21 protein-coding genes are annotated in these 25,442 nt (G+C 68.6%); 8 read left to right on the forward strand and 13 right to left on the reverse strand.

Annotated features, from left to right (window positions below):
- Window positions 1–206: 206 nt before the first annotated feature.
- The gene (locus EDF39_RS00010) at window positions 207–1,559 is read right to left on the reverse strand and encodes an MFS transporter (protein WP_233572910.1); all 1,353 of its coding nucleotides are present in this window, start codon (window positions 1,557–1,559) and stop codon (window positions 207–209) included.
- Window positions 1,560–1,602: 43 nt separating this feature from the next.
- On the opposite strand from EDF39_RS00010, the gene EDF39_RS00015 reads away from it, so the two are divergent.
- The 7 genes from EDF39_RS00015 (at window position 1,603) to EDF39_RS00045 (ending at window position 7,614) form a co-directional block, all read left to right on the forward strand.
- On the forward strand, window positions 1,603–1,983 hold the full coding sequence (locus EDF39_RS00015) for a DUF3253 domain-containing protein (protein WP_055965190.1): 381 nt from the start codon (window positions 1,603–1,605) through the stop codon (window positions 1,981–1,983).
- Window positions 1,984–2,039: 56 nt separating this feature from the next.
- Entirely contained in the window at window positions 2,040–3,212 is a 1,173-nt protein-coding gene (locus EDF39_RS00020) for a hypothetical protein (protein ID WP_123939485.1), read from the forward strand.
- Between the two features lie 194 nt (window positions 3,213–3,406).
- Complete coding sequence (locus tag EDF39_RS00025) at window positions 3,407–4,783, forward strand: MFS transporter (RefSeq protein ID WP_255410113.1); 1,377 nt, start codon at window positions 3,407–3,409, stop codon at window positions 4,781–4,783.
- A gap of 160 nt (window positions 4,784–4,943) precedes the next feature.
- Complete coding sequence (purU, locus tag EDF39_RS00030) at window positions 4,944–5,795, forward strand: formyltetrahydrofolate deformylase (RefSeq protein ID WP_055965181.1); 852 nt, start codon at window positions 4,944–4,946, stop codon at window positions 5,793–5,795.
- Between the two features lie 41 nt (window positions 5,796–5,836).
- Window positions 5,837–6,238 (forward strand): YrdB family protein, encoded by a 402-nt coding sequence (locus tag EDF39_RS00035; protein WP_123939489.1) that lies wholly within the window; start codon window positions 5,837–5,839, stop codon window positions 6,236–6,238.
- Between the two features lie 63 nt (window positions 6,239–6,301).
- Window positions 6,302–7,297, forward strand: coding sequence for an NAD-dependent epimerase/dehydratase family protein (locus EDF39_RS00040; protein ID WP_123939490.1), 996 nt, complete (start codon window positions 6,302–6,304; stop codon window positions 7,295–7,297).
- Window positions 7,298–7,374: 77 nt separating this feature from the next.
- Window positions 7,375–7,614 (forward strand): hypothetical protein, encoded by a 240-nt coding sequence (locus tag EDF39_RS00045; protein WP_055965175.1) that lies wholly within the window; start codon window positions 7,375–7,377, stop codon window positions 7,612–7,614.
- 80 nt (window positions 7,615–7,694) lie between these two features.
- On the opposite strand, the gene EDF39_RS00050 is transcribed toward EDF39_RS00045, so the two are convergent.
- From EDF39_RS00050 to EDF39_RS00085, 8 genes are all read right to left on the reverse strand, one after another.
- Window positions 7,695–8,978 carry an alanine racemase gene (locus tag EDF39_RS00050; RefSeq protein WP_158613096.1) on the reverse strand — a complete coding sequence of 428 codons (1,284 nt, stop codon included), beginning with the start codon at window positions 8,976–8,978 and terminating at the stop codon, window positions 7,695–7,697.
- A 134-nt stretch (window positions 8,979–9,112) separates the two neighbouring features.
- Complete coding sequence (locus tag EDF39_RS00055; protein ID WP_158613097.1) at window positions 9,113–9,973, reverse strand: HAD family hydrolase; 861 nt, start codon at window positions 9,971–9,973, stop codon at window positions 9,113–9,115.
- A gap of 60 nt (window positions 9,974–10,033) precedes the next feature.
- On the reverse strand, window positions 10,034–10,993 hold the full coding sequence (locus tag EDF39_RS00060; RefSeq protein WP_123939496.1) for an NAD(P)-dependent oxidoreductase: 960 nt from the start codon (window positions 10,991–10,993) through the stop codon (window positions 10,034–10,036).
- A gap of 360 nt (window positions 10,994–11,353) precedes the next feature.
- The gene (locus tag EDF39_RS00065; RefSeq protein WP_123939498.1) at window positions 11,354–13,582 is read right to left on the reverse strand and encodes an NADP-dependent isocitrate dehydrogenase; all 2,229 of its coding nucleotides are present in this window, start codon (window positions 13,580–13,582) and stop codon (window positions 11,354–11,356) included.
- A 144-nt stretch (window positions 13,583–13,726) separates the two neighbouring features.
- Window positions 13,727–14,818, reverse strand: coding sequence for an ABC transporter ATP-binding protein (locus tag EDF39_RS00070; protein ID WP_123939500.1), 1,092 nt, complete (start codon window positions 14,816–14,818; stop codon window positions 13,727–13,729).
- Window positions 14,815–15,705, reverse strand: coding sequence for an ABC transporter permease (locus EDF39_RS00075; RefSeq protein WP_123939502.1), 891 nt, complete (start codon window positions 15,703–15,705; stop codon window positions 14,815–14,817). The genes EDF39_RS00070 and EDF39_RS00075 overlap by 4 nt, the downstream gene beginning before the upstream one ends.
- Window positions 15,702–16,709 (reverse strand): ABC transporter permease subunit, encoded by a 1,008-nt coding sequence (locus EDF39_RS00080; RefSeq protein WP_123939504.1) that lies wholly within the window; start codon window positions 16,707–16,709, stop codon window positions 15,702–15,704. Before EDF39_RS00080 ends, EDF39_RS00075 begins: the two co-directional genes overlap by 4 nt.
- 19 nt (window positions 16,710–16,728) lie before the next feature.
- Window positions 16,729–17,889, reverse strand: coding sequence for an ABC transporter substrate-binding protein (locus tag EDF39_RS00085; protein ID WP_199726110.1), 1,161 nt, complete (start codon window positions 17,887–17,889; stop codon window positions 16,729–16,731).
- A gap of 188 nt (window positions 17,890–18,077) precedes the next feature.
- Between EDF39_RS00085 and EDF39_RS00090 the strand changes: the two genes are divergently transcribed.
- Window positions 18,078–18,785 (forward strand): phosphonatase-like hydrolase, encoded by a 708-nt coding sequence (locus EDF39_RS00090; RefSeq protein ID WP_123939506.1) that lies wholly within the window; start codon window positions 18,078–18,080, stop codon window positions 18,783–18,785.
- A 150-nt stretch (window positions 18,786–18,935) separates the two neighbouring features.
- Here the strand turns inward: EDF39_RS00090 and EDF39_RS00095 are convergent, their stop codons facing one another.
- The 4 genes from EDF39_RS00095 to EDF39_RS00110 form a co-directional block, all read right to left on the reverse strand.
- Window positions 18,936–21,950 carry a glycoside hydrolase family 38 C-terminal domain-containing protein gene (locus EDF39_RS00095; RefSeq protein ID WP_123939508.1) on the reverse strand — a complete coding sequence of 1,005 codons (3,015 nt, stop codon included), beginning with the start codon at window positions 21,948–21,950 and terminating at the stop codon, window positions 18,936–18,938.
- Window positions 21,951–22,040: 90 nt separating this feature from the next.
- Window positions 22,041–22,877 carry a carbohydrate ABC transporter permease gene (locus tag EDF39_RS00100; RefSeq protein WP_055965146.1) on the reverse strand — a complete coding sequence of 279 codons (837 nt, stop codon included), beginning with the start codon at window positions 22,875–22,877 and terminating at the stop codon, window positions 22,041–22,043.
- Between the two features lie 2 nt (window positions 22,878–22,879).
- Window positions 22,880–23,857 carry a carbohydrate ABC transporter permease gene (locus tag EDF39_RS00105; protein ID WP_123939510.1) on the reverse strand — a complete coding sequence of 326 codons (978 nt, stop codon included), beginning with the start codon at window positions 23,855–23,857 and terminating at the stop codon, window positions 22,880–22,882.
- Window positions 23,858–23,862: 5 nt separating this feature from the next.
- Window positions 23,863–25,254 carry an extracellular solute-binding protein gene (locus EDF39_RS00110; RefSeq protein WP_370275165.1) on the reverse strand — a complete coding sequence of 464 codons (1,392 nt, stop codon included), beginning with the start codon at window positions 25,252–25,254 and terminating at the stop codon, window positions 23,863–23,865.
- Window positions 25,255–25,442: the final 188 nt, after the last annotated feature.

A 25,442-nucleotide genomic window follows, 5' to 3' on the forward strand; every position in this document is an offset into this window, starting at 1 on the left:
GGTGGGGGGGGGGGGGGGGGCGGGCGGGGGGGGGGGGGGGGGGGGGGGGGGGGGGTTTTTTTGGGGGGGGGGGGGGGCCCCCCCCCCCCCCGACTCCTCACAACACCCGCCCACTCCTCACGACACCCGCCCACTCCTCACAGCACCCGCCCACCCCGGCCACCGGCACGGAACACGGCGCCCAGAATTCGCCCCGCAGCGGAGAGCTAGCGCGGGCCGGCCAGACGCCTCGCCTCGCGCGCCGCCCGCCGAACCGTCTTGCGGCGCCGATCCAGGCGCACGAGCGCGATGTTCGAGACCACGGTCACCACGAGCATCACGACGGCGATGACGATGTACAGCCGCGGCAGGGCGTCGAGCCCCACGCCCGACAGCACCAGTCCGCCGAGCAGGGCGCCGGCGCCGATGCCCGCGTTGAACGACGACGTGTAGAACGAGCTCGCGATGTCGCGGATGCGGGCCGGGGCCACCTGCAACAGACGCGTCTGCAAAAGGGGCGGCAGAGCGCCGAACGTCACACCGAGGATCACGAAGACCACGAACGACGGCACCGGCTGACCCTCGAAGACGAGCAAGCCGACGACGGCGACCGCGACGAGTGCCATGACGACCGGGATGCTCAGGTCGGGGCGCCTGCCGAGCACGAGGCCGACGAGGAGGAGGCCGACGGCTCCGGCGATTCCGTAGGCGAAGAGGGTGATGCTCAGGATGTCGGGCGGGAGCTCGCTCGACCGGGTGAGGAAGGGCGCGACGTAGGTGTACAGCGAGTAGTGGCCGACCATGAAGAACCCGGTGACGATGCAGGCCATGACCACGCCGAGCACGCTCGGATCGATCTCTTCGCGCGGCGGGCGACCACCGGCGCGCGAGCCCGACCGGATGATCGGAATCGACCCGGTCGCCAGGGCACCGGGGCCGATCGGGGTCGCGCCGGTCATCGCGTCGCTGTATTCCTGGCGAAGCGTCGCGGCATCGGACGCCCCCGAGCCGACGTCGGGCAGCAGCCGCCAGACCAGAACGGCGCCGATCACCATCAGCACCGCGAGGAGGCCGAACGCCAGACGCCACCCGACCGCCTGCCCGACCGCGGTTCCGAGCGGCACGCCGAGCACGAACGCGAGCGTGCCACCGCTCGACGACACGGCGAGCGCCCTGCCCACCTGGTCGCGCGGAACGAGGTGCGCGGCGTAGGCGCCGGTGATGGCCCAGAACACCCCGTGGGCCAGGCCCCCGACGACGCGGGCGACGACCAACGTCGAGTAGCTCGGCGCGAGGGCGGTGCCGGCGGCACCGATCGCGATCACGAGGATGAGGCCGACGAGGAGGCGGTGGCGAGGGATCCGGGAGGTGAAGTGGGTGAGGATCGGCGACGTCAGCACGACGGTGAAGGCGAACACCGAGACCAGCAGCCCAACCGACGATTCGCTGACCCGAAGCTCGTCGCCCATCTCGGGGAGCAGGCCGGTCGGGAGCATCTCGCCCGAGATCGAGAGGAACGACGCGATCGCCAGCGCGATCAACCCGGCCCAGGGAAAACGGAGTGCGGTTGTCGTCGTCACCGGAAAAGCCTAGCGACCAGGGCCGACGGAGTAGAACGGAGATATGACCCTCGACGAGAAGACCTGCCGCTCTTGCGGTCGGCGTATCGAGCGGCGCGCGAAGTGGGCGAAGAACTGGGATGAAGTGGCGTACTGCAGCGACGCGTGCCGCCGCCACAAGATCAAGCCCGTTGACCGGGCTCTCGAGGCGAGCATCCAGCGCCTACTCGCGAGTCGTGCCGCCACCTCCACCATCTGCCCGTCCGATGCCGCCCGCGACGTCTACGAGGGCGACGACGACGGCTGGCGCGAGCTGATGGAGCCGGCCCGTCGCGCTGCCCGGCGGCTCGTGGCCGCGGGCGAGGTCGACATCACGCAGGGCGGCAGCGTCGTCGATCCCTCGACCGCGAAGGGCCCCATCAGGATCCGGCGCCACCGCTCCTGACTCAGCGTCACCCCGCCGCCCACCCCGACCGAGGCACCGCCGACTAGGTTTGTCGGGTGCCCGCCCTCCTCGCCCGACGCCCGTGGGTCGCGGTGCTGGTGGTCTACCTGCTGTCGCGGGTGCTCTCGACCGGACTCCTCGGATCCTTGTTCGCCCTCGCCACCTCGCAGGGCTGGTCGTTCGCGAGCGACCGGGCCGACCCTACGTTCTTTACCTTCTCTGGGTCGTGGGATGCCAGCTTCTACAAGACGATCGCCGAGCAGGGCTACCCGACGACTCTGCCGAAAGGCGACGACGGGTACGTGCAGTCGAACCCGTGGGCTTTCTTGCCGGTGTTTCCGGGCATCGTCAAGGCGATCGTCGCGGTCACGGGCCTGCCGTTCTACACGGCCGGTGTTCTGGTCGCGACCGTGTTCGGATTCGGTGCCGCGCTGATGCTTTACCGACTGCTAGCCCTCCGGGTGCCGCGGGAGCGTGCGCTCTTCGCGGTCGCGGTGTTCTGCGTCGGGCCGATGGGGTTCCTCTTGCAGTGCGCCTATGCCGAGAGCGCCTTCCTGTTCTTCTTCTTCACGGCGCTCTGGTGCCTGATGACGAGGCGCTACCTGCTGCTGATCCCCTTCGCCGTGGTCGCGGCCTTCACACGCCCCGGCATGCTGGCGTTCGCCCTCACCCTCGGCATCCACCTCGTCGTCCGGTGGCGAGAATCGAGGATCCGAGGCGGTCGCCTCCCGGTGCGCGACACGCTCCAGATCGTCTTCGCCGGCGCCGTCGTGACTGTCGCCGGCTTGGCGTGGCCCTGGGTCGCCACCGGCGTGACCGGCGAGCGCGACGCCTACCTCGACACGGAGCTGTCGTGGTGGGTGGGCTATGTCGGCCACCAGGCCTTCCGTCCGCTGACGCCGTGGTTCACGATGGCGGCGACCTGGCTGTCGTGGCCCGGCGTCCTGCTCGTGCTCCTGGCACTCGCCGCGGGGGCGTTCTGGCTCACTCGGCGGTCGACGCGCGAGCTCGGGCACGAGATCGTCGGTTTCACGACCTCGTACTGGCTGTATCTCGTCGCGGTCTTTTTGCCGCAGCAGAGTCTGTTCCGGTTGATGATGCCGGTCGCGCCGCTGCTCGGCAGCTGGCTGTTCTCGGAGACGCGGCGGCGGCGGGTGGTCGTGCTCGTCGTGGCGGTGGTGCTGCAGGCGGTGGCGCTGATTCCGCTGTGGTTCCTCGGGTACCCCTGACCCAAACCAACATATGCAGGTAGACTGCATAAGTTCCCGATCGACGCCGCCGTCGACCAGCCCGTCGACGACCTGAGTAGGCGACCACCACGACCACCACGACCACCACGAGCCCCCGCACCCGCAACACCCGCAGCACCCGCACCGAGACCGGCTTCGGCCCCCGCTTCGTCATCCCGATCCTGTTCGGCCCTCTGCTCAACCCGATCAACACCACGATGATCGCGGTCGCACTCGCCCCGATCTCTCGCGACCTCGGTATCGGCAGCGACCAGGCCATCTGGCTCGTCTCGTCGCTCTACCTCGCCTCGGCGATCGCGCAGCCGACGATGGGCAAGCTCGCCGATCGGTTCGGTCCGAAGAAGATCTTCCTCTTAGGGCTGGTCGTGGTGATCGTGGCAGGGATCCTGCCCGCGCTCGTCCCGACGTTCGGCGGCGCCCTGGTCTCGCGCGTGCTCATCGGCATCGGCACGTCCTCGGCCTACCCGGCGGCGATGAGCGCGATCCGCAACCAGAGTGACCGCCTCTCGATCGCCACCCCGCCGCTCGTGCTCGGCGGCCTGTCGATCTCGTCGCTCGTCTCGGCCGCAGCCGGCCCGCCCCTCGCGGGCGCGCTGATCGGCGCCTTCAGCTGGCACGCGATCTTCCTCGTCAACGTGCCTCTCGCGGGCATCGGGCTCATGTTGGCGGCACTGTGGCTTCCGTCGGACAGGATCCGGCCGATCCGCTCGGCGCCGCTCCCGATCGTCCAGGCCATCGACCCGCTCGGCCTCGGCCTCTTCGCCGTGACCATCGGCAGCCTGCTGGTGTTCCTCCTCGACCTCGGGGCGGGCCTGTGGTGGCTGCTAATCGTGACGGCAGTGGCTCTCGTCGCCCTCATCGTCTGGGAGCGTCGCGCCGTCGCACCGTTCATCGACGTGCGCATGCTCGCCTCCAACGGTCCGTTGACCCGCACCTACCTCCGACTGTTCCTGGTCTACGGCATCGCCTACACGATGACCTACGGGTTCTCGCAGTGGGTGCAAGAGGTCGCCGGCATCTCGTCTCAGACGGCCGGCCTGATCCAGCTGCCCGGTGCGATCCTCGCGGGCGTCGCGTCCTTCTGGTTCGCACGCAAGGCCGGCGTGCGCCTGCCGCTGATCGCGGCCGCCCTGATCCCGCTGGTCGGCGGATTCTTCGTGGTGTCGCTCACCTCGGGATCCCCGGTCTGGTTGTTCGTCGTCGCCACGATCTTCTTCACGATCCCGCAGGGGCTCGCCTCGGTATCGAACCAGGCCGCGCTCTACCGCCAGGTCGACCCCGCCGGGATCGGAGCGGCCGCCGGGCTGTCGCGCACGAGCATCTACATCGGCGCGATCGCGTCGACGAGCCTCATCGGCGTCGCGTACGGCGACCGGCCGACGACGGGCGCTCTTCACGAGCTCGGCTGGGTGATCGTCGCGATAGGTGTCGTGCTCAGCGCCCTGACGATCTTCGACCGGCGACTGAAGGCCGCGCGGCCGGCGACGTCGACGCCTGCCGATGACAGCGCCGCAGCGCGCGCCGACACGGAGCCCATCAGCGTCGCCTGAGCCGCCGCCGCTCCCCTCCTCCTTCTCCTCCCCCTCCTCCGCTCCTCCGAATTCGAAGGAAAAACCCGCGAGGCCGGACGCATTCATCCCGATCGCGGCCTGCCCGGGCGACAAATCTCCTTCCAATTCGGGAGGGGACGGGTCACCTAGGATTGACCGCGTGACCGAGACCCACTGGACCCTCACGCTCGTCTGCCAAGACAAGCCCGGCATCGTCCACGCGATCAGTGGCGCCGTCGTCGACGCGGGCGGCAACATTACCGAGTCGCAGCAGTTCTCGAGCATCGACACCGGCACCTTCTTCATGCGCCTGCAGGTCGTCTCCGACACCGGCCGCGACGCCTTCGCCGGGGCACTCGCGCCAGTCGCCGAGCGCTACGACATGGAGTGGAAGCTCGACGTCGTCGGCCGCCCCCTCCGCACGCTCGTGCTCGCGAGCAAGGCCGCGCACTGCCTCAACGACCTCCTCTTCCGCCAGCGGGCCGGGCAGCTGCCGATCGAGATCCCGCTCGTGCTGGCCAACCATGCCGATCTCGCCGAACTGGCCGAGTTCTACGGCGTGCCGTTCGAACACCGCGCCGTCGTCGGCCCCGAGCTCAAGGCCGACTTCGAGCGCCGCGTGCTCGAGGCGGTCGAAGAGCACGACATCGAGCTGGTCGTCCTGGCCCGCTACATGCAGATCCTCAGCCCCGAGCTCTGCGCCGCTCTCGAGGGCCGCGCCATCAACATCCACCACTCGTTCCTGCCCGGCTTCAAGGGCGCGAATCCCTACCGACAGGCGCATGCCCGCGGCGTGAAGCTGATCGGCGCGACCGCCCACTTCGTCACGAGCGACCTCGACGAGGGCCCGATCATCGAGCAGAACGTGGTCCGAGTCGATCACAGCCGCACTCCGGGCGACCTGGTGGCGATTGGCCAAGACGAAGAGAGCCGCACCCTCACGCAGGCTGTCCGCTGGTTCGCCGAAGACCGCGTGCTCCTCGACGGCGCTCGCACGATCGTCTTCCGCTGACGCCTCACCCCGACACACGAGCAGAGCAGACACCAGGATCCATGTTCGACACTCCCAAGAGACGCCCCGGTCGCGGAGGCGGAGACGACGGCACCGGCCACCCGATCTCGCCGAACACCGTCGTGCGCATCGTCCTCCAGGTCTTCGCGCTGTTCAGCCTGGGCCTCTGGGGATACCTGGCCTGGCCGTTCCCCTTTCCCTCGCTGTTCTTCGTCATCGGGGCTCCGCTCTTCGCCGCCGTGGTGTGGTGGCTGTTCCGGTCGCCTCGCGGCCCGCTGAAGACCGATCCGCTCGGCCGCGCCATCGTCGAGATCGCCGTGATGGGCTCTGCGGCGTACGCGTGGTTCAGCCTCGGCTATCCCCTGGTCTCGGCGGTGTTCGCCGTGGTCGCCCTCGGGTCGGGAATCATTCACTTCCGACACGAGCTTCGCGCCGCCGAGTGACGGCGCCGCTCACCCCGGCGACGGTGCCGGGCGGGCGGCGCGCGCGTCTGACATGATCGACGGATGACAACGACGTCTCTCCTCTTCATCGGCGGCACCGGCCAGATCAGTGCGGCATGCGTCCGCGAGGCGGTGCGCAACGGCCTCGCCGTGACCGTCCTCAACCGCGGCACGACGACGGCACGGAGCATTCCCGACGGCGTCGAAGTGCTCACCGCCGATGCGCATGACGAAGCGGACGTGTCTCGGATCCTCGGCGACCGCCGCTTCGACAGCATCGCCGACTTTCTCACCTTCACTCCCGATCAGGCCGCCGCCGCGGTCCGCCTCTACGGCGATCGCACCGACCAGTACCTCTTTGTCAGCTCCGCCTCGGCGTACCAGAAGCCCCCGGCCCGGCTGCCGATCGACGAGACCGTCCCCCTCTTCAACCCCTTCTGGCAGTACAGCCGCGACAAGATCGCTTGCGAGCGGTTGCTGCGCGACGAGCATGCGGCGGGCAGGATCCGCGTCACCGTCGTTCGCCCCTCCCACACCTACGACCGCACCCAGGTGCCTCTGCTCGGCGGGTGGACCGTCATCGACCGCCTGCGTCGCGGACTGCCGATCGTCCTCCACGGCGACGGCACCTCGCCCTGGGCGATCACCCACTCGGATGACTTCGCCACCGCTTTCCAGTCGTTGCTCGGCGCCCCCGAAGCGATCGGCGAGGCGTTCAACATCATGTCGCCCGAACTGCTGACCTGGAACGCGATCGCCCTCGACCTGGCCGACGCCGCCGGGGTGGAGACGCCGCAGATCGTGCACCGTACGACTCACGACCTCGTCGTCGAGGCCCCGGAGTGGGACGAGTCGCTTCGCGGCGACCGCAGCCACCCGGCCATCTTCGACACGACCAAGATCCGGTCGCTAGCCACCGGATGGGAGCCGCGCATCCCCTTCGCCGAGGGTGCCCGGCAGATCATCGCCTGGCACGACGCCGACGCCTCTCGTCGCGTCGTGGATCCGGAGGTCGATGCGCTCATTGATCGGCTGACCGGTCGGGTCGCCGTCGTCTGAGGGCTTCGCCGTGTCCTCTGCCCGTGTCCTCTGAAGAGACGACTGCGCGCGGAGGCGGCGCGCTCTAGGGTTCGGGTATGAAGTCAGAGCGTCGTCGGATCACAGAGCGCATCGCCATCGTCTCGGGGCTGGTGGGCGGCTTCTTCCTGGTCGTCGCCTTCACGCTGATGCTCACGACCGCGCCGATCGTCGCGTCGGCCATCTGCCTGCCCGTCGGCCTCGCCGGCCTCGTGCTCGGGATCGGCTTGGCCCTGCTGCTGCGCCGCGGCGTAGCGGCCGACACCTGGCCCCGGTCGGGTCGCAACGCTCCTCGCTAGGTTCCGGTCGGCGAGACCTCAAAATCGACAACCGCACGACTCGTTCAGGCGTCGTTTTTGAGGTCTCAAACCTCCATCTGCTAGAAGCGAGTTCGAATGACCCCCGACACCGCGGGCAGCGCGCGCGGCTGGCCCCGGCCCTCGTCGATCGTCGCGATGTCGGTCCACTTGTCGATGGTCGTGCACGGGTGCGAGATGCCGAGACGGACGAGGTCGCCGATCGCCAGCGATGACTCGGGCGGGAGCTCGACGAACGCGTGCTGGTCGTTGAGGCCCGTCACGCGAGCGGCCTCGACGGCGCCGGGCACACGCCTCACACCCTGGGCCGAGGTGCGGTACGCCTCGATGAGAATCGGCAGCCCCTCGTCGTCGGCGGTGTCGCGCCGGCCGACGTTGAGCAGCGCCAGCGTCGCCTCCGGTTTCGAGATGACGCTCGCCCACAGGTCGAGCGCCGGCAGGAAGCGGTCGGCATTCTCGATGCGCTCGAACGGGGTGAGTCGTCGATACAGGTCGTGGTCGTGCGTGACGTAGGCCCCCGATCGGAGGACGACGCGGGTTCGCACCCCGCGCACCCCGTCGGGGTCGTGCCGGAATCCGAGCGCCTCGACCACGCGATCGAAGTAGACGCTGCCGCCGGCCGTGAGCACGACGTCTCCGCCGAGGTCGAGCCACTGGGTGAACGATTCGCCGTCGAGCCGATCGCGGAACTCAATGAGCGTGGCCAGGTAGTCGTCAACGAGCTGGAGCGACTCGGCGTCGATACCGTGGGTCAGAGCCCCCTCGTAGCCGGCGACTCCGGCCAGCACGAGGTGGTCGGCGTCACGGACGGCCGCGGCCACGGCGAGCGCCGCGTCGAGGGTGCGAGCCCCGGTCCGACCACCGCGCGCGCCGAGCTCGACGAGCACGGGGAGCGGCCTGATCGCGCCGCCCCGATCGAGCGCCGCGTCGACGAGATGGACGGTCGAGACCGAGTCGACCCACATGAGCACGTCGCTGCCGGGCTCGACCAGAAGCAGAAGCGCGTCGGTCGAGAACGTGGTGCCGGCGAAGACGATGTTGCGAACGCCGGCCCGACGCGCGATCTCGGCCTGGTACGCGGTCGCGACGGTGATCCCCCAGGCGCCCGCATCGAGTTGGCGCTGCCAGACCTCGGGGGCCATCGTGGTCTTGCCGTGCGGGGCGAGATCGACCCCGGCCTCGGAGCACCACCGGGCCATCGTGTCGATGTTGTGGTCGAGCACGGCTGTGTCGATGGTGAGCACCGGCGTCGGCAGCTCGTCGAGCGGAATTGGCCAGGGCCGCGGGGTGAATGCGACCTTCGACGAGGACGGGAGCGTCGCCGACGGGTCTGTGCGGGGAGTCATCATCGTCCTCTTTCGGGTGGTGGCCGATGCAGAAGCGCCGTCGACGACTGCCGGGCAATCGGCGACGCGGTGAGACACAGAATGGACCCCGCAACGAGCGACGGCAAGCCCCCGTCACGACGACCGATCCCCGATCAGTGTGGGGCCGGGATCCTCGCGTTCGATTGCAACCACCGCGCGACACCGTCGTCGGCGTTCGAGTCGATGACCCCCGTTGCCCGCGCCTTCACCTCGTCGCTCGCGTTGGCCATGGCATAGGCCTCGTCGGCCACGTCGAACATCGGCAGGTCGTTGAGGTTGTCACCGAAGCAGACCACCCGATCGGCTCCCCAGGCCCTGGCCAGTTCGCGAACGCCAGCACCCTTGTCCGACCCGAGCGCGGCCACCTCGAGCCAGTGGATACCCTCGAGATACGTCTCGGGCTGCAGCGTGACCGTCAGCCGATCGCCGTAGCGGGAGTCAAGGATCCTTCGCACCGGCTCGAGATCGGCCTCCGGTGCGAGAGCGACGATCGAGAACGTGCCGTCGCGCGTCAGCTCGCTCGGGTGCGCCACGGGCCGGAATCGCGGATCCGCGCCGCGCTCCGCGAGGTACCACTCAATGCCCGGCCCTTCGGCACCGCGCACCCAGCCGACCGTGTCGGCGTGCGCCTCGGCCTCGGGCGACGAGTCGAGCGAGTAGACGAGCGGGGCGGCGCCGTTCTCGGCGAAGACGCCGAGGACCTCATCGACGAGCTCCGGGTCGATGACGTGATCGACGAGGGTCTCGCCGGTTGTGAGGTCGACGATGAACGCCCCGCCGTAGACGCACGCGGGCCCTTCGAGGTGGAGCCCCTCGGTCACCCGCCGCAGCGAGACGACGGAGCGGGCCGTCGCGATGGCGATCGGGAGGCCCTGCGCGACGAGCGAGTTGACCGTATCGACGGTGAAGGCGCTCGGGCTCGCGTCGGGCGAGAGCAGGGTGCCGTCGAGGTCGCAGACGTAGAGGGTGGTCACGCGTTCATTCTCGCGGAGGCTGCTGGGGGCTCTCGACCCCAATGCGGGGTGGACGGCGGGTCAGACGGCCAGCTGCCCGTCGCGGGCGAGCCACTCCAGGCCCTCTTCGACGGCCTGCAGCGTCGTGTAGCGGGGTTCGTAGCCGAGGATCCGGCGCCCCTTCTCGATCGACATCGAGTGGCTGCGCGAGATGTGGGCCTCGCTCGCCTCCGCCGACTCCGCGCTCACGCCCCGCCTCCATTCGGCGAACGGCTCGAACTCGAGCTGCGCCTCCTGCCCGTACCAGCGGGCGATGCCCTCGGCGAGACCGCGCAGGGTGACGGCCCGGTCGGAGACGACGTGGAAGCTGTTGCCGACCGCCTCGGTCGACCGCTCGATGGCCTTCATGAACGCCTGTGCAACATCGTCGGCGTGCACGTGGTGGAGCGTCTCGAGGCCGAACCCCGGGAGCGTGACGGGCCGCCCGTGCGCCAGGTCTTCCCAGACCGACAGGTCGAGGTTGCCCTGCGGGTTGATCATGGCCCAGCCCGGGCCGGTGATGTGCCCGGGGTGCAGCACGACCGAGCGAAGCCCGCCGGGCCGCTGCGATTCGCGCAGCAGAAGCTCTTCGATCTCGGCCTTGCCGGTGCCGTACTCGCCGAACGGGGTGCGGATCGCACTCTCGGTGATCGGGACCTCGGTCGCCGGGCCGTGCACCCAGACCGTGCCGCAGTGCAGGAGAAGAGGCGAAGCGGGCCGGAGTGCGTCGACGAGCTGCTCGGCGGAGGAGCGAGTGAAACACACCATGTCGATCACGACGTCGGCCTCGAGGGCCGCGATGGCCGGCGCGAAGGTGCGGTCGGCGTCGCCTTGCTCGCGGTCGAGCTGGATCCTGGTGACTTTCTCCCAGGCCGGGTCGTCGCGATAGGGAGCGCTCGTGCCCCGGCTCACCGCCACGACCTCGTGTCCGGCAGCGATGAGGCGGGGAACGAGGTAACCGCCGACGTGCCCGGTTGCTCCGATGATGACGATCTTTGACATGGGGGCGACGTTACGCGCGGGGCGGCGTCGGCGGTTGGTCGCGTCTCGTGCGGCGCCGCTCAGCCCGCGGCCAGCTCCCGCCCCTAGTGCCGGCGAGATGGCCTCATCGACGCCCAGCCCGGCCTGTCGCCGTCGATCAGGCCACCTCGCGAGCCTCGCCTCGCCCCATTGAGGCCACCCCGCCGAGATCGCACTACCGGTCGCCTACACCCGACACCAATTGCGATCTCGGCGCCGCCGATGCCGGCCCGCGGCCCGGCAGCGCGGCAGCCCGGGCACGCGAAACACCGCCTTCCGGGGAAGGCACCGCCCATGGGCGGTGCCGCGCCCGAAAGGCGGTGTTGTTACGCCGGGCGCCGCCTAGAGGGCAGCCAGCGCGGCGTTCAGCGTCGCCGACGGGCGCATCACGGCCGAGGCCTTCGCGTCGTCGGGCTGGTAGTAGCCGCCGATGTCGACCGCGTGGCCCTGCGCCCCGTTGAGCTCGCCGGTGATGGTCTCTTCGCCGTCGCCGAGCGCCTTCGCGAGCGTCGCGAAGTCGTCGGCGAGAGCCGAGTCGTGGGTCTGCGCGGCGAGCTCGTTCGCCCAGTAGAGCGCGAGGTAGAAGTGGCTGCCGCGGTTGTCGATCGAGCCGATGGCGCGTGCCGGCGACTTGTTCTCGTCGAGGAAGGTGGCCGTGGCCCGGTCGAGGGTGTCGGCGAGGATCTGCGCTCGGGCATTGCCGGTCGTCGCCGCGAGGTGCTCGAAGCTGGCCGCGAGTGCGAGGAACTCGCCGAGGCTGTCCCAGCGGAGGTAGTTCTGCTGCACGAGCTGCGAGACCTGCTTCGGGGCCGAGCCGCCGGCACCGGTCTCGAAAAGACCGCCGCCGTTGAGCAGAGGCACGACCGACAGCATCTTGGCCGAGGTGCCGAGCTCCATGATCGGGAACAGGTCGGTCAGGTAGTCGCGCAGCACATTGCCGGTGACCGAGATCGTGTCTTCGCCGCGACGGATGCGCTCGAGCGAGAACTTCATGGCGTCGACGGGCGACATGATCTCGATCTGCAGGCCGTCGGTGTCGTGGTCGGCGAGATAGGTCGTGACCAGTGCGGCGAGCTGGGCGTCGTGCGCGCGAGTCCGGTCGAGCCAGAAGATCGCGGGGGCTCCGGTGGCACGGGCACGAGTGACCGCGAGCTTGACCCAGTCGCGGATGACGACGTCTTTGGTCTGGCACATGCGCCAGATGTCGCCCGCCTCGACGGACTGTTCGAGGAGCACCTCGCCCGATGCAGTGGACACCGTGACGGTGCCCGCGGCTGCCAGCTGGAACGTCTTGTCGTGCGAGCCGTACTCTTCGGCGGCCTGGGCCATCAGGCCGACGTTCGGCACGGACCCCATCGTGGTCGGGTCGAAGGCGCCGTTGGCACGGCAGTCGTCGATCGTCGCCTGGTAGATGCCGGCGTAGCTCGAATCAGGGATGACCGCGAGGGTTTCGTGCTCGGCCCCGTCGGCACCCCACATGTGGCCCGACGTGCGGATCATCGCGGGCATCGACGCGTCGACGATCACGTCGCTCGGCACGTGCAGGTTGGTGATGCCTTTGTCGGAGTCGACCATGGCGAGCTCGGGGCCAGCGGTGAGGCCGGCTTCGAAGGCCGCTTTGATCTCGGCGCCGTTCGCGACCGAGTCGAGGCCGTTGAGGATCGCGCCCAGGCCGTCGTTGGGGTTAAGGCCCGCGGCGGCGAGGTCGTCGCCGTACTTCGCGAACACGTCGGCGAAGAAGACGCGGATGACCTGGCCGAAGATGATCGGGTCGGAGACCTTCATCATTGTGGCCTTGAGGTGCACCGAGAACAGAACACCCTCGTCTTCGGCGCGTTGCATCTGCTCGTGGAGGAACGTGCGGAGGGCGGCGACGTGCATGACGGTCGCGTCGAGCACCTCCCCCTCGAGCACGGGCACCGACTCGCGGAGGACGCTCTTCGTTCCGTCGGCGCCAGTGAACTCGATCTTCACCGAGCCGGCGGCTGTGACGACGGTGGTCTTCTCGTTCGAGCGGAAGTCGTCGTGGCCCATGGTGGCGACGTTCGTCTTCGAGTCGGCGCTCCAGGCACCCATGCGGTGCGGGTGCTTGCGGGCGTACTGCTTGACCGAGAGCGGTGCCCGGCGGTCGGAGTTGCCCTCGCGGAGCACCGGGTTGACGGCCGACCCCTTGACCCTGTCGTAGCGCGCCCGGATGTCGCGCTGTTCGGCAGACGCGGCATCGTCGTCGCTCGACGGCTCGTCGGGGTAGTCGGGAAGGTCGTAGCCCTGCGAGCGGAGCTCGGCGATGGCCGCCTTCAGCTGCGGCACCGAGGCCGAGATGTTGGGCAGCTTGATGATGTTGGCCTCGGGCGTCTTCGCCAGGTCGCCGAGCTCGCCGAGGGTGTCGGGAACGCGCTGCGCCTCGGAGAGCCGGTCGGAGAACTGGGCGAGGATTCGGGCCGCGAGCGAGATGTCGCGCGACTCGACCTCGACGCCGGCCTTGGCCGCATAGGCCTCGACGATGGGCAAGAAGGAGAAGGTCGCCAACCGGGGTGACTCGTCGGTCAAGGTGTAGATGATCGTGCTCATGCGAGTGGCGACTCCTTCGTTGGCGGCGATGCCTCGAGCTGCGGCCCAGGTGCATCGGACTGTCTCGATATCAAGATACCTCGCCGACCCCTGAGCCCGCTGGCATCTTCCTCCAGACTAGTGAGTGCCTCCGACGCCGCGCGATCAGCCCTCCACAGGCGACGACGCCACAGGCCGCCCGGTCAGTCGAAGAGTCACCGCGTCGCCGAACTCGAAGCGTTCCTCGACCGAGTGCTGCACCGAAACAATGGTGTCGTCGTCGAGGCGAACGGTCGTGCGGCGGAGCGATCCGAGGAAGCTCGTCGAGGCCACCGTCCCCGAGAAGTCGCCAGGGGCAGTCGACGACGCCGGCACGAACACGATGTCCTCCGGCCGCACGAACGCGAGCACCTCGCCGTTCGGCAGGGCCGGGTCGATCGACGGCAGTCGCGAGCCGCGCACGGTGACGACCCCCGACACCAAGGATCCGCGCATCCGGTTGCTCACCCCCACGAAGTCGGCGACGAACGGTGTTGCCGGGGTGAGGTACAGCTCCTCGGGCGTGCCGATCTGCTCGATGTCGCCGGAGCGCATCACGGCGACCCGGTCAGCGACCGCGAGGGCCTCTTCCTGGTCGTGCGTGACGAAGACGGTGGTGATGCCGAGTTCGGTCTGGATCCTTCGGATCTCTTCGCGGAGCGACACCCGCACCTTGGCGTCGAGAGCCGACAGCGGCTCGTCGAGCAGGAGCACGCGCGGCCGGGTCACGAGCGCGCGGGCGAGGGCGACGCGTTGCTGCTGGCCGCCCGACATCTGGTGCGCGTACCGCTCGGAGAGGTGGTCGAGCGAGACCATCTCGAGTGCTTCGCGAGCGCGGGTCGCCCGGTCCGATGCCGACACCCGGCGCATCTGCAGGCCGAATTCGACGTTCTGCTGCACGGTGAGGTGCGGAAACAGGGAGTACTGCTGAAACACCATGCCGATGTCGCGTCGGTTGACGGGCACGCCCGCCACGTCGACCCCGTCGATCCGGATGGCGCCGGCCGTGATCTGCTCGAGGCCCGCGAGCGCGCGGAGGGCCGTCGTCTTGCCGCAGCCGGAGGGGCCGAGCAGTGCGACGAACTCGCCGGGGCGGATCGTCAGCGACAGCTCGTCGAGGGCGCGGACTCCCGAGTACTCCTTGACGACGCCGAGGAGCTCGACGGTCGCGCCCTCGCCGAGGCGCTCGAGGGTGGGGGCAGGGCTGGTGGACGTCATGAGGCACTCCGGGCGGGTGTCGGTGTCGGGAGGGGCATCCTCGGCTCCGTGCCGCGAGGGCGACGGGTCTTCTTGACGCGACCGCCGGGGCGGACAGCACCGAAGCGGCCGATGATGACGAGCAGGACGAAGGCGAACACGAGGGCGGTGAGCGCGAAGATCGTCGCCACGTACGAGTCGGTCTGACTGATCAGCAACAGGGCCGTCTGGAACGTGTTCTGGCTGAGGAACGACGCGATCGTGTACTCGCCGAGCACGACAGCCACGGTGAGGAACACCGCCGAGATGACCCCGCGCCGCATGTTCGGCAGGATCACCCGGGCGATCGCCGTCGGCCAGGAAGCGCCGAGAGACCGCGCCGCCTCGGTCAGCGTGACGAGGTCGAAGGCCTGGATGTTCGTGGCGATCGGCCGGTAGGCGTACGGCAGCACGATGATGCCGACCGCGAACGCGAGAGTCCAGGGTGCACTGCCGAAGACGGCCGCCACCCGCTGGTAGACGGGCACGTAGCCGACCACGAGCACGATCGACGGGATCGTGATGGGCAGGATGCAGACGAACTCCAGGATCCGACGGAACCGGGGATACCGCAGCTCCACCAGCAGCATGGTCGGCAGCAGCACCAGCATCACGATCGCGACGGTGATGACGCAGATCACCAGCGAGTTCTGGATGCCCTGCCAGATCGGCGAGTAGTCGGTGCCGAGCGCGGGGTCGGGGTGAAAGATCGAAACGTAGTGGATGAACGAGTAGCCGCTCTTGCCCGCCAGGCGCAGCGTGAACTGGAACATCGCCGCCAGCGGCACGATGAAGACCAGCCCGACCACGATCAAGATGACGAGGCGTGCGGTGCGGCTCGGCTCGGCGCCGATGCGGGGCGCGCTCATCGCTGCCACCTCGCTGCCCGACGCTGCAGGAGCGAGTAGAAGAACATGATCACGACCATGATCACCAGCATTCCGAGGGCGAGGACGCCGGCGGAGTTCGCGACCCCGACGATCGTCTCGCTGGTGAGCTGCTGCTTGATGGCGAGCGGCACGATTCCGCCCTGGCTGAGCAGGGCCGCAGCCGTCGCGAACGACGAGAACGAGTTCGCGAAGAGAAGGAGGACGGAGCCGAAGAACGCGGGGGCGAGCACCGGCATGGCGATCTTCGTCCAGTACTGGAATCGGGTCGCGCCGAGAGTGGCCGCGGCCTCGCCCCAGGTGGCTTTGAGCCCCTCCATCGCCGGCATGAAGGTGAGCACCATGAGCGGTACCGAGAAGTAGGTATAGGGGATGATCAGGCCGGACGTCTGGTAGAGCAGCGCACCGTTCGCGTTGACGTCGAGGCCGAAGGTGTCTTTCAGCCAGAGCGTCACGACCCCCTGGAAACCGATCGTCGCGATGAACGCGAAGGCGAGCATGACGCCGCCGAACTGGGCGAGCACGCTCGAGGCGGCATCGACGACGGTGCGGAGCATGCCCTCCGCCTTCGTGCCGAGGAGCGCGAAGCAGACGAGCGCGCCGATGACGGCGCCGAGCAGGGCGCTGACGATCGAGACCAGCAGCGACCCCTGGAACGCCTTGACGATCGTGGGGTCGGTGAGAGCGGAGAGGTTCGCCAGGGTGAAGGCGCCGTCGGCGGTGAAGAAGCCGCTCGCGACCGCGATCACCGCGGGGATCGCGAGGAAGAGCACGACGTAGGCAGCGAACGGGGTGAAGCCGAGCCAGGCCGCACTGCGGCGACGAGGCCGCGAGCCCCCGGTGCCGCCGCTGTCGCCGGGCGCCGGGGCACGCCCTGCGGGGGTGCGCGGAGCGGGTGAACGCCGAGCACTCCCCGCACGCAGCTCCGACGACACGACCGATCCCACCGTGGGGGATGCCGTTTCGGGGATCGATCGTGTCGTCATGAGGTGTCTTTCTCCGGTACTAGTTGACTGCCTTGGCCCAGCCGGCGGTCAGGAGCTTGGCTGCGGCCGTGGCCTGGTCGCTGGTGAGCTGGACGAAGTCGCTGGGCGCCTCGCCGACGGTCTTCAGCGTGTCCTTGTCGACGGTGCCGGCCTTCTCCATGGCGGCGAGGGTCGCGGGGTACGCGCCGGCGGCCAGGTACAGGTTCTGCACCTCGGGGCTGTAGAGGTACTCCTCCCAGAGGCGCGCCGCAGCGGGGTGCGGTGCGTCCTTGTTGATGGCCTGGTTGTAGTACGAGCCGAGGGCGGTACCCGGGAGCACGACCGTCTTCCAGTTCGGGTTGCCGGCGGATCCTCCGGCAGGGCCCCACGCGAGGTTGTTGTAGCTCCACTGGATCACAACGGGAGTCTCACCCGAGTTGACCGTGGCCTGGGTGGGCAGCGTCGAGTTGAAGTTGCCGTCGCCCTTCAGCTTCTTGAAGAAGTCGATGCCGGGCTGGATGTTGTCGGCCGAGCCGCCGTTGCCGAGGGCCGCGAGGTAGACGGCCGAGGCGGCCTCGTTGGCCTGCGTCGGGTCGCCCTTGATCGAGACCTTGTTCTTGTAGTCCGACGAGAGCAGGTCGGTGATCGACGTCGGGGCCGTCTTGATGACGCTGGAGTCGTAGCCGACCGACATGAGGCCGGTGTAGTCGTAGTACCAGGTGCCGTCGGCGTCTTTGAAGTCGGCGGGGATGTCCGACCAGTTCGAGACCTTGTACTTCGCGAGCAGGTCGGTGTTCTCGTTGAGCACGGCCGTGCCGAGGTCGAACACGTCGGGGGCGGTCGACTGGCCCTTGAGCGACTTCGCCGCGGCAACCTCGTCAGCCGACGAGCCGTTCGGGTTCGCCGAGGTGATCTTGATGTCGGGGTACTTCTTCTCGAAGCCGGCGATGATCTTGCCGTAGTTGGCCCACGACGGGGGCAGCGTGATGACGTTGAGCGCACCCTCGGCGTTGGCGGCCTTGACGAGGGCGTCCATGCCGCCCAAGTCGGCGGCGCTGGTGGCGGTGGCGGCTTTCGAGTCGCTGGCGTTTCCGCCGGCGCTCGAACCCGTCGAGCAGCCGGTCAGCACGATGGCCACGGCCGCGGAGAACGCAAGTCCGGCGACGATGCGCTTCGCCGGCTTCGAGAACGATGTCTGCACTGTGTTTCCTCCAGGACGCCTGCGGTGGTCCGTGGTGCCGGACGGGGGGAATCCGCAGGTCGATCGGGGGCCATGGTTGCCGTCCCCCGTTACGGGGACACGCTGGCTCGGTGAATGGCTTGCGAACTCTCGGCGACCAACGGCTTGACCGTCGCCCTCGGGTTTTCGGCCCCACCTACGCTCGGAGGATGATCGAATTGGCAGTCTTTGACATGGCGGGAACCACCATCGACGACGGGGGCGCCGTCTACCGTGCGCTCTCGGAGGCCGTCACCGGAGCCGGCGCGACCCTCTCGGACAGCGACCTGCAGGCGTGGATGGGCACCGACAAGGTGCAGGCGATCACCGCCCTCCTCGATCTCGGCGGTATCTCCCCCACCGACGAGCTGGTCGCGAGCCGATTCGCCGCATTCAAGGTCGCCCTCGCCGAGGCCTACCGCACCGACCCGCCGACCGCCTTCGACGGCGTGCCCGAGGCTCTCGCTTCGCTGCGCACCCGCGGCATCCGGGTGGCACTCTCGACCGGGTTCGATCGGCCGGTCGTCGAGGGGCTGCTGACATCGCTCGGATGGACGGTGGCCGAGGATCCTGCGGCTCCGATCTCGTCCTCCACCACCGTCGACGCGGTTGTAACGACCTCGGACGTCGCCGCCGGGCGCCCGGCGCCGTACCTGATCCACCACGCGATGGAGCTCACCGGAGTGCACGACGTCGCGCGCGTGCTCGCCGCTGGCGACACTCTCGTCGACCTGCAGGCCGCGCGCAATGCCGGGGCGATCTCGGTCGGCGTGCTCACCGGGGCGCTGTCGCGGGAGGCCCTCACGGAGGGGCCGCATCACTACATCGTCGGCGGCGTGGTCGACATCCCGGCGCTGGCGGAGTGCCGGCCCGCCTGATCGGTCGCACGCTGGACCGTGTGATCGGCACAGACCCGCCTGATCGGCTCAGACCCGCACGGCCGGCGTAAACATCCCGCCTAGGGCAGGTGTCGAGGCCGGTCGTGCGGGTCTATGCCGCAGAAGCGGGTCTATGCCGCAAGCGAGGGCCTAGCCCACCTTCACCCGGAGCGTAACGATCTGGAACGGCCGAAGCTCCAGCTCGATGGCGTCGTGGGCACCCCACCTCGCGGCGGCATCGTCCGAAAGCTCCCGCTCGATCAGGTCGGTGGTCCACGCCGACGCCACCGGCACGCCGAGCCCGATCGTCGCCCGCGCGCGACCGCCCTGGGCCTCGTACAGGCGCACGATCAGGTCGCCCGAGCGGTCCTCGGCGAGTTTGACCGACTCGACGAGCACCGCCGGCGACGAGACAGTGAGGATGGGGGCCACGCCGTCGGATCCTGCGCCCGAAATGGTTCGCGCCGGCAGGTTCAGGCGGTAGCCGTAGGCGGCCGCATCGAGAACCGTGTCGGCCACGGCGAGCGCGGTCCGCAGCACGTGCACGCCCTGGTCGGCCTCGGGGTCGGGGAACCGCGGGGCCCGCAGCAGCGACTCGCGCACCAGCGTGGTCGTGCCACCGTCGTCGCGAGTCGAGCGGGTGATGTCGTGGCCGTACGTCGAGCCGTTCGCCACCGCGATACCGAAGCCGGGTTCACCGACGTGCACCCAGCGGTGCGCGATCGTCTCGAAGCGGGCGTAGTCCCACGACGTGTTGACGGCGGTCGGCCGGTTGATGTGGCCGAACTGGATCTCGGACGACGCCTGCTCGGCCCGCACGTCGAGCGGGAATGCGAGCTTCAGGAGCTTCTCGGTCTCGTGCCAGTCGATCTCGGTCTCGAGCTGCACGGCCGCCTCGCCCTCGACGAGCCAGTAGCGCTGGGTGAACGTCGACTGTCCGTGCGTGTGCACGACCTCGACGACGTCGCCCGCGATCGAGACCGAGTCGGGGGTGTCGAGTTCGAACCGGTTGTTCTTGTAGTGGCGGTCGATGTCCCACGCATCCCACTGGTTCGGGGTGTCGCGGAAGATCTGCAGGCGCGCGGCCACCTCGCCGGGGGCGACGAGCTCGCGGCCGGAGGCCAGGTGACGGACCGACACCAAGGATCCGGCGGCGTCCAGTCGCACGCTCACCAGCCCGTTCTCGAGGGTGATCCCGTCGCTCGTCTCGACCGGGCGCACGGTGCGCGCGCGTCCGTCCGCACCGGCGCCGAGCGGCGCCACCTCCCCCGCGGCCACGGGGCTCGCGTTGAAGACGAGCTCGGTGTCGCCCGACCCGGCGAGCGCGCGCTGCGCCGCTCCGATGAGCGTCTCGAGCTCCCCCGCGATGCGGGCGTAGTTCTCTTCGGCCTGCTGGTGCACCCAGGCGATCGACGAACCGGGCAGGATGTCGTGGAACTGCTGCAGCAGCACGGTCTGCCAGACATCGGTCAGCTCGTCGTAGGGGTAGTCGAGCAGGCCGCGGGCGGCGGCTGTCGCACTCCAGAGCTCGGCTTCGCGGAGCAGGTGCTCGCTGACCCGGGTGCCCTGCTTGGTGTTCGCCTGCGACGTGTAGGTGCCGCGGTGCAGTTCGAGGTACATCTCGCCCGACCAGACCGACGGGTGGGGCAGCGTCGCCTTGGCCTCGTCGAAGAACTGCTGGGGCGAGCCGATCGTCACCTTGGGCGATCCCTCGAGGTCGTGAGTGCGCTTGGCTGCGGCGAGCATCTCGCGGGTCGGCCCGCCGCCGCCGTCGCCCCAGCCGAAGAGGCCCATCGAGATGTTCGACGCGCCCTTCTCGGCGTACTGCCTCTGGGCGCGGGCCAGATCGGAGGCCGCGAGGTCGGAGTTGTAGGTGTCGCTCGGCGGGAAGTGCGTGAAGACCTGCGACCCGTCGATTCCCTCCCAGAGGAACGAGTGGTGGGGCATCCTGTTGGTGTCGTTCCAGGAGATCTTCTGCGTGAGGAAGGAGTCGGATCCTGACGCCCTGACGATCTGGGGCAGCGCGGCCGTGTAGCCGAACGAGTCGGGCAGCCAGACCTCTTTCGGCTCGTAGCCGAACTCGCGGAGGAAGAAGCCCTTGCCGTGCACGAACTGACGCACGAGCGCCTCGCCGCCCGGCATGTTGGTGTCGCTCTCGACCCACATGCCGCCGACCGGCACGAAGCGGCCCTCGGCGACTCGCTCGCGGATGCGCTCGAAGAGCTCGGGGTAGAACTGCTTCATCCAGGAGAACTGCTGGGCACTCGAGCAGGCGAAGACGAAGTCGGGGTCGACGTCCATCAGCTGCAGCACGTTCGAGAACGTGCGCGCGCACTTGCGGACGGTTTCGCGGGTCGGCCAGAGCCAGGCCGAGTCGATGTGCGCGTGGCCGACGGCTGTGATGGCGTGCGCGCTGGCGTAGGCCGGCGAGGCGAGAACCGCCTCGAGTTCCGCTCGACCCCGGCCCGCGGTGGAGGCGACGTCGTCGGGGTCGACCACGTCGCAGACCCGCTCGAGGGCCCGCAGGATTTCGGCGCGACGCGGCAGGGTGGGCTCGAGCTCGCGCATCAGACCGAGCAGGCTCCACACGTCGCGCTCCAGCTCGTACACGTCGACGTCGCGTTCGACGAGGTCGATCTGCCGCAGCGTGTAGATCGACTCGGTGCCGGCGGTCGCCTTGTCGCCGAGGGGCGTCGGAATGTAGAAGAAGTTGCCGCCGACATCGGGGTTCGACGCCGCCTCGATGTAGAAGTCGAGACGGTCGCCGGGGGCGACGTCGATCGGCACGTAGCCGTTGTAGGGCTCGATCGCCTTGACGATGGTTCCGTCCGGGCGGAAGACGAGGCCTTCCGCCTGGAAGCCGGGCTGCCGCGTGCTGAACCCCAGGTCGACGAGGAGCTCGAGAGCCGTTCCGGCGCTGCCCCACCCCGCGGGCACCTCGCCGGTCACGTGGAACCAGGTGGTCCCCCACGGCTTGCTCCACGGGGTGCCGACGGCGAAGGGCGTGAATTCCTGCGCCACCGCCTCGGCGAATGGCACGGGTTCGTCGGGGACGTCCCACGCCTCGACGGTGAGGTGGTGGGAGCGGCGGTACAGGGCCGGGATGAGCCGCTCCAAGACGAAACGGTCGACGCGGACTTCGACGGAGGCAGAGTTGTCGTGCATGGGGTGGTGCTCCTTGCAGAATTCGCGGCCGCCGGAGGGGCGACGCGAGGGCGAGAGGTGGAACGGGATCGAGGGGTTCTGCCTACCGGCCTACCCCTTCACGGCACCGGCCAGTGCGTTCGAGCCACCGAGCACGCGCGAGATGAAGACATACAGGGCGATCACCGGCACCGAGTAGACGAGCGAGAAGGCGGCGAGCTGCCCGTAGGCGACGGAGCCGTACTGCCCGAAGAAGTTGAAGATGCTCACGGCGGCCGGCTGGTTGCCCGGGCTCAGCAGCAGGATGAAGGGAACGAAGAAGTTTCCCCAGGCCTGGATGAACACGAAGATGAAGACGACTGCGATGCCCGGTCGCATCAGCGGCACGACCACCCGGGTCAGGGTGGTGAACATCGAGGCGCCGTCGGTCCAGGCGGCCTCCTCGAGCGAGATCGGCACGGAGTCCATGAAGTTCTTCGACATCCAGATCGCCATCGGCAGGCTGGAGGCGGCGAGGAAGAACACGGTGCCGGCCACCGAGTCGATCAGGTTGAGCGACACGAACAGGCTGTAGACGGGCACCATGATCGCGGTGATCGGCAGGCAGGTGCCGAACAGGATCCCGTACAGGAACGGCTTGTTGATCCTCATCCGGTAGCGCGACAGCGGGTACGCCGCGAGGATCGCCACGACGACCGTCACGATCGCGCACCCGCCCGACAGGATGAGGCTGTTCATCAGCGGAATGAACGAGATGTCGGGCGTCAGCACCTTCTGGAAGTTCTCCAGGGTGAACTCGGTCGGGATCTTCACCGACAGCGTCGCCGAGGAGTCGAACGAGGCCAGCACGAGCCAGACGAGTGGCACGGCGAAGCAGACGGCGATGATGACGAGCACGCCGTTCGAGACGAACCGCAGGTTGCGGCCGCTGGGAGAGGTCATGGCCATGGTCAGTCGACCTCCGGCTTGAGGGCCCGGATGTAGACGATCGAGAAGATCGCGCCGATGAGCAGCATGATCGTCGCGATCGCGGTTCCGAAGCCGAGTTGCGAGAACTTGAACGCCTCCTGGTAGGCGAGGATCGGCAGGGTCGAGCTGTTGGTGCCGGGCCCGCCTCCCGTCATCACGAAGATGAGCGTGAAGACCGACAGGGTCTGCAGCGTCGTCAGCATCAGGTTGGTCGAGATGCTGCGTCGGATCACGGGCAGCGTGATGTAGACGAGGCGCTTGAATCCGCCCGCTCCGTCGACCTCGGCCGACTCGGTGATCTCGGGCGGCACCTCTTGCACGGCCGCCGCGTAGACCAGCATCGAGAAGGCCGTGCCGCGCCAGATGTTCGCCAGGATCACGGCGATCATCGGGAACGTGTAGAGCCAGTTCGCGCCCTCGATGCCGAACCACGCGAGCACCGTGTTGAGAGTGCCCGTCTGATTGAAGAACGCGTACGCGGCGAACGCGGCGACGATCTCGGGCAGCACCCAGGCCGCGACGACGAACGTGCCGACGAGCGAGCGGACGACGGGGTTCGCCGAACGCATCAGGAGGGCGAGGCCGAGACCCAGGACGTTCTGGCCGATGACCGCCGACGCGAACAGGAACACCAGGGTCAGCACGATCGACTTGGGGAAGTCGGGTGAGTTGAAGAGCTTGACGTAGTTGTCGAGCCCGATGAATGACGACTTCTGCGCCGCGGCCCCGGTGAGCGAGGCGTTGGTCAGTGACCCATAGAACGACGAGACGATGGGCCCGAGCAGGAACAGCGCCAGGAGCACCATCGATGGCACGAGGGGGATCGTGCGACCGGCGGTGCGGATGTTCCGCGCTCGCGCCGACCCCGGCCGGGGCCCCTGCGACGGTGTGCCGCTGGAGCCCCGACCTCCGGCCGGATCAGTGTCTTTGCCGAGAGGGGTCGGCGCGATCGTTGCCATCAGCCCTACTTCGAGACCGTCTTGTCGGCGCCGACGATGCCGGTGAGGGCGGTGTCGTAGGCCTTCGCGGCTTCCTCGGGCGTCTGCTGGCCCGTCATGACCGCTTCCATCGCCACGGTGATCTGGTTCGAGATCTGGCTGTAGTCGGTGGTCGCGGGTCGGAAGTGCGTGTCTTTCACGAGCGACGAGAAGAACTTAAAGCTCGGGTTCGAGTCGGCGTAGTCGGGGTCGGTCGCGACGTCGCTGCGCACCGCGATCTGGCTGGCGGCGATGTCGTACGACATCGAGCCGTCTTTATCGAGTGCGTCGGCGATGAAGTCGAACGCCTTGTCGGGGTTCTTGCTGGTCGCGCCGACCGCGAGGGTCCAGCCGCCCGACATGCTGTTCACGCCGGGAGCCTCGCCGTTCTGGGTCGGCATTCCGACCTGGCCCATGACCTTGCTCCACTCGGGCCACGGGTTCGTGCCCGTCGAGAGCCAGGTGCCACTGAGCCACGAGCCGTCGAGGTCGATGGCGAGCTTGCCCTTGGGCAGCCACTCGCCGCCGACGACGGTCGAGATGTTGGTGTCGAGGGCCTGCTCGGGTGTCGGGCCCACTCCGCCCTGGTAGACGTCTTTGATGAAGCCGAGCGAGTCGGTGAAGTTCGACGACCCGGTGATCCACTTCTTCGACGCGTCGTCGTAGAGGGTGCCGTTCGGGGTGCCGTACAGGAGCATCTCGAAGCCCTGCATGGTCGAGCCCTCGCCCTGCGGCTTGCCCGAGTAGACGTTGAGCGGCACGACGTCGGGCAGCTTCGACTTGATCGTCTTGGCCGCACTCAGCACGTCGTCCCAGGTCTTGGGCTCCCACGGCACGGTCAGACCGGCCTTCTTGAAGAGGTCTTTGTTGTACCAGAGGGCCCTGGTGTCGGTGCCCATCGGGATCCCGTAGGTCTTGCCGTCGGTGCCGACGCCCGCCTCTTTGGCGTTGTCGTAGAACTTGCTCCAATCGGCCCACTTCGCGGTGTACTTGTCGAGGGGCAGCAGGTAGCCGGCCTCGGCGTCCGCCTTCACCTTGAACGTGTCTTCGTAGATGACGTCGGGGGCCGTCGAGGGCGCGCGCTCCATCAGGGCGAGCTTCGTGTAGTAGTCGTCGTTCTGGGCGGCGATCGGCTCGAGCTGCACCGTCATGCCGGGGTTGGCCTTTTCGAACGTCTTCTTCACCTCTTTGAGGTGGGCGTCGAGCTGCGTGAACGTGCCGAACTTTTGGTACGCGATCTTGATCGTGTTCGAATCGCCACCGCCGCCGGCGCTGCACCCGGTCGCGACCAAAGCTGTAGTCATGACGGTGGCCGCGATGGCGAGGATGCGGGCGGCTCGCCGCCCCCTGCGAGAAGTGGTGGTGCCGGTGCTGCTCATCATGGTGCTCCCTTGCTCCATAAGACGCCGTCTCGGCAACTCCGCCGATCCGCTCGGCATTACTCAATCGTCTTTACTAACCTCTGTCAAGACTCATTTTCGTAACGCTCCGGTTGGGATCCTGCGTTCGCTTGTGCCGTCGCCGCTCGTGCAAATTCGAAGGAGAAACCGGCGCCGGGCGACGAGAA

This window comes from Frondihabitans sp. PhB161, from assembly GCF_003814635.1.
Classification (GTDB): domain Bacteria; phylum Actinomycetota; class Actinomycetes; order Actinomycetales; family Microbacteriaceae; genus Frondihabitans.

What these genes read in the sequence shown, in the direction of transcription:
- EDF39_RS00015 (WP_055965190.1), top strand. Translation starts at nt 1,603, where the DNA reads ATGACCCTCGACGAGAAGACCTGCCGCTCTTGCGGTCGGCGTATCGAG.
- EDF39_RS00035 (WP_123939489.1), top strand. Translation starts at nt 5,837, where the DNA reads ATGTTCGACACTCCCAAGAGACGCCCCGGTCGCGGAGGCGGAGACGAC.
- EDF39_RS00040 (WP_123939490.1), top strand. Translation starts at nt 6,302, where the DNA reads ATGACAACGACGTCTCTCCTCTTCATCGGCGGCACCGGCCAGATCAGT.
- EDF39_RS00045 (WP_055965175.1), top strand. Translation starts at nt 7,375, where the DNA reads ATGAAGTCAGAGCGTCGTCGGATCACAGAGCGCATCGCCATCGTCTCG.
- EDF39_RS00050 (WP_158613096.1), bottom strand. Translation starts at nt 8,978, where the DNA reads ATGACTCCCCGCACAGACCCGTCGGCGACGCTCCCGTCCTCGTCGAAG.
- EDF39_RS00060 (WP_123939496.1), bottom strand. Translation starts at nt 10,993, where the DNA reads ATGTCAAAGATCGTCATCATCGGAGCAACCGGGCACGTCGGCGGTTAC.
- EDF39_RS00065 (WP_123939498.1), bottom strand. Translation starts at nt 13,582, where the DNA reads ATGAGCACGATCATCTACACCTTGACCGACGAGTCACCCCGGTTGGCG.
- EDF39_RS00070 (WP_123939500.1), bottom strand. Translation starts at nt 14,818, where the DNA reads ATGACGTCCACCAGCCCTGCCCCCACCCTCGAGCGCCTCGGCGAGGGC.
- EDF39_RS00075 (WP_123939502.1), bottom strand. Translation starts at nt 15,705, where the DNA reads ATGAGCGCGCCCCGCATCGGCGCCGAGCCGAGCCGCACCGCACGCCTC.
- EDF39_RS00080 (WP_123939504.1), bottom strand. Translation starts at nt 16,709, where the DNA reads ATGACGACACGATCGATCCCCGAAACGGCATCCCCCACGGTGGGATCG.
- EDF39_RS00090 (WP_123939506.1), top strand. Translation starts at nt 18,078, where the DNA reads ATGATCGAATTGGCAGTCTTTGACATGGCGGGAACCACCATCGACGAC.
- EDF39_RS00095 (WP_123939508.1), bottom strand. Translation starts at nt 21,950, where the DNA reads ATGCACGACAACTCTGCCTCCGTCGAAGTCCGCGTCGACCGTTTCGTC.
- EDF39_RS00100 (WP_055965146.1), bottom strand. Translation starts at nt 22,877, where the DNA reads ATGGCCATGACCTCTCCCAGCGGCCGCAACCTGCGGTTCGTCTCGAAC.
- EDF39_RS00105 (WP_123939510.1), bottom strand. Translation starts at nt 23,857, where the DNA reads ATGGCAACGATCGCGCCGACCCCTCTCGGCAAAGACACTGATCCGGCC.
- EDF39_RS00110 (WP_370275165.1), bottom strand. Translation starts at nt 25,254, where the DNA reads ATGAGCAGCACCGGCACCACCACTTCTCGCAGGGGGCGGCGAGCCGCC.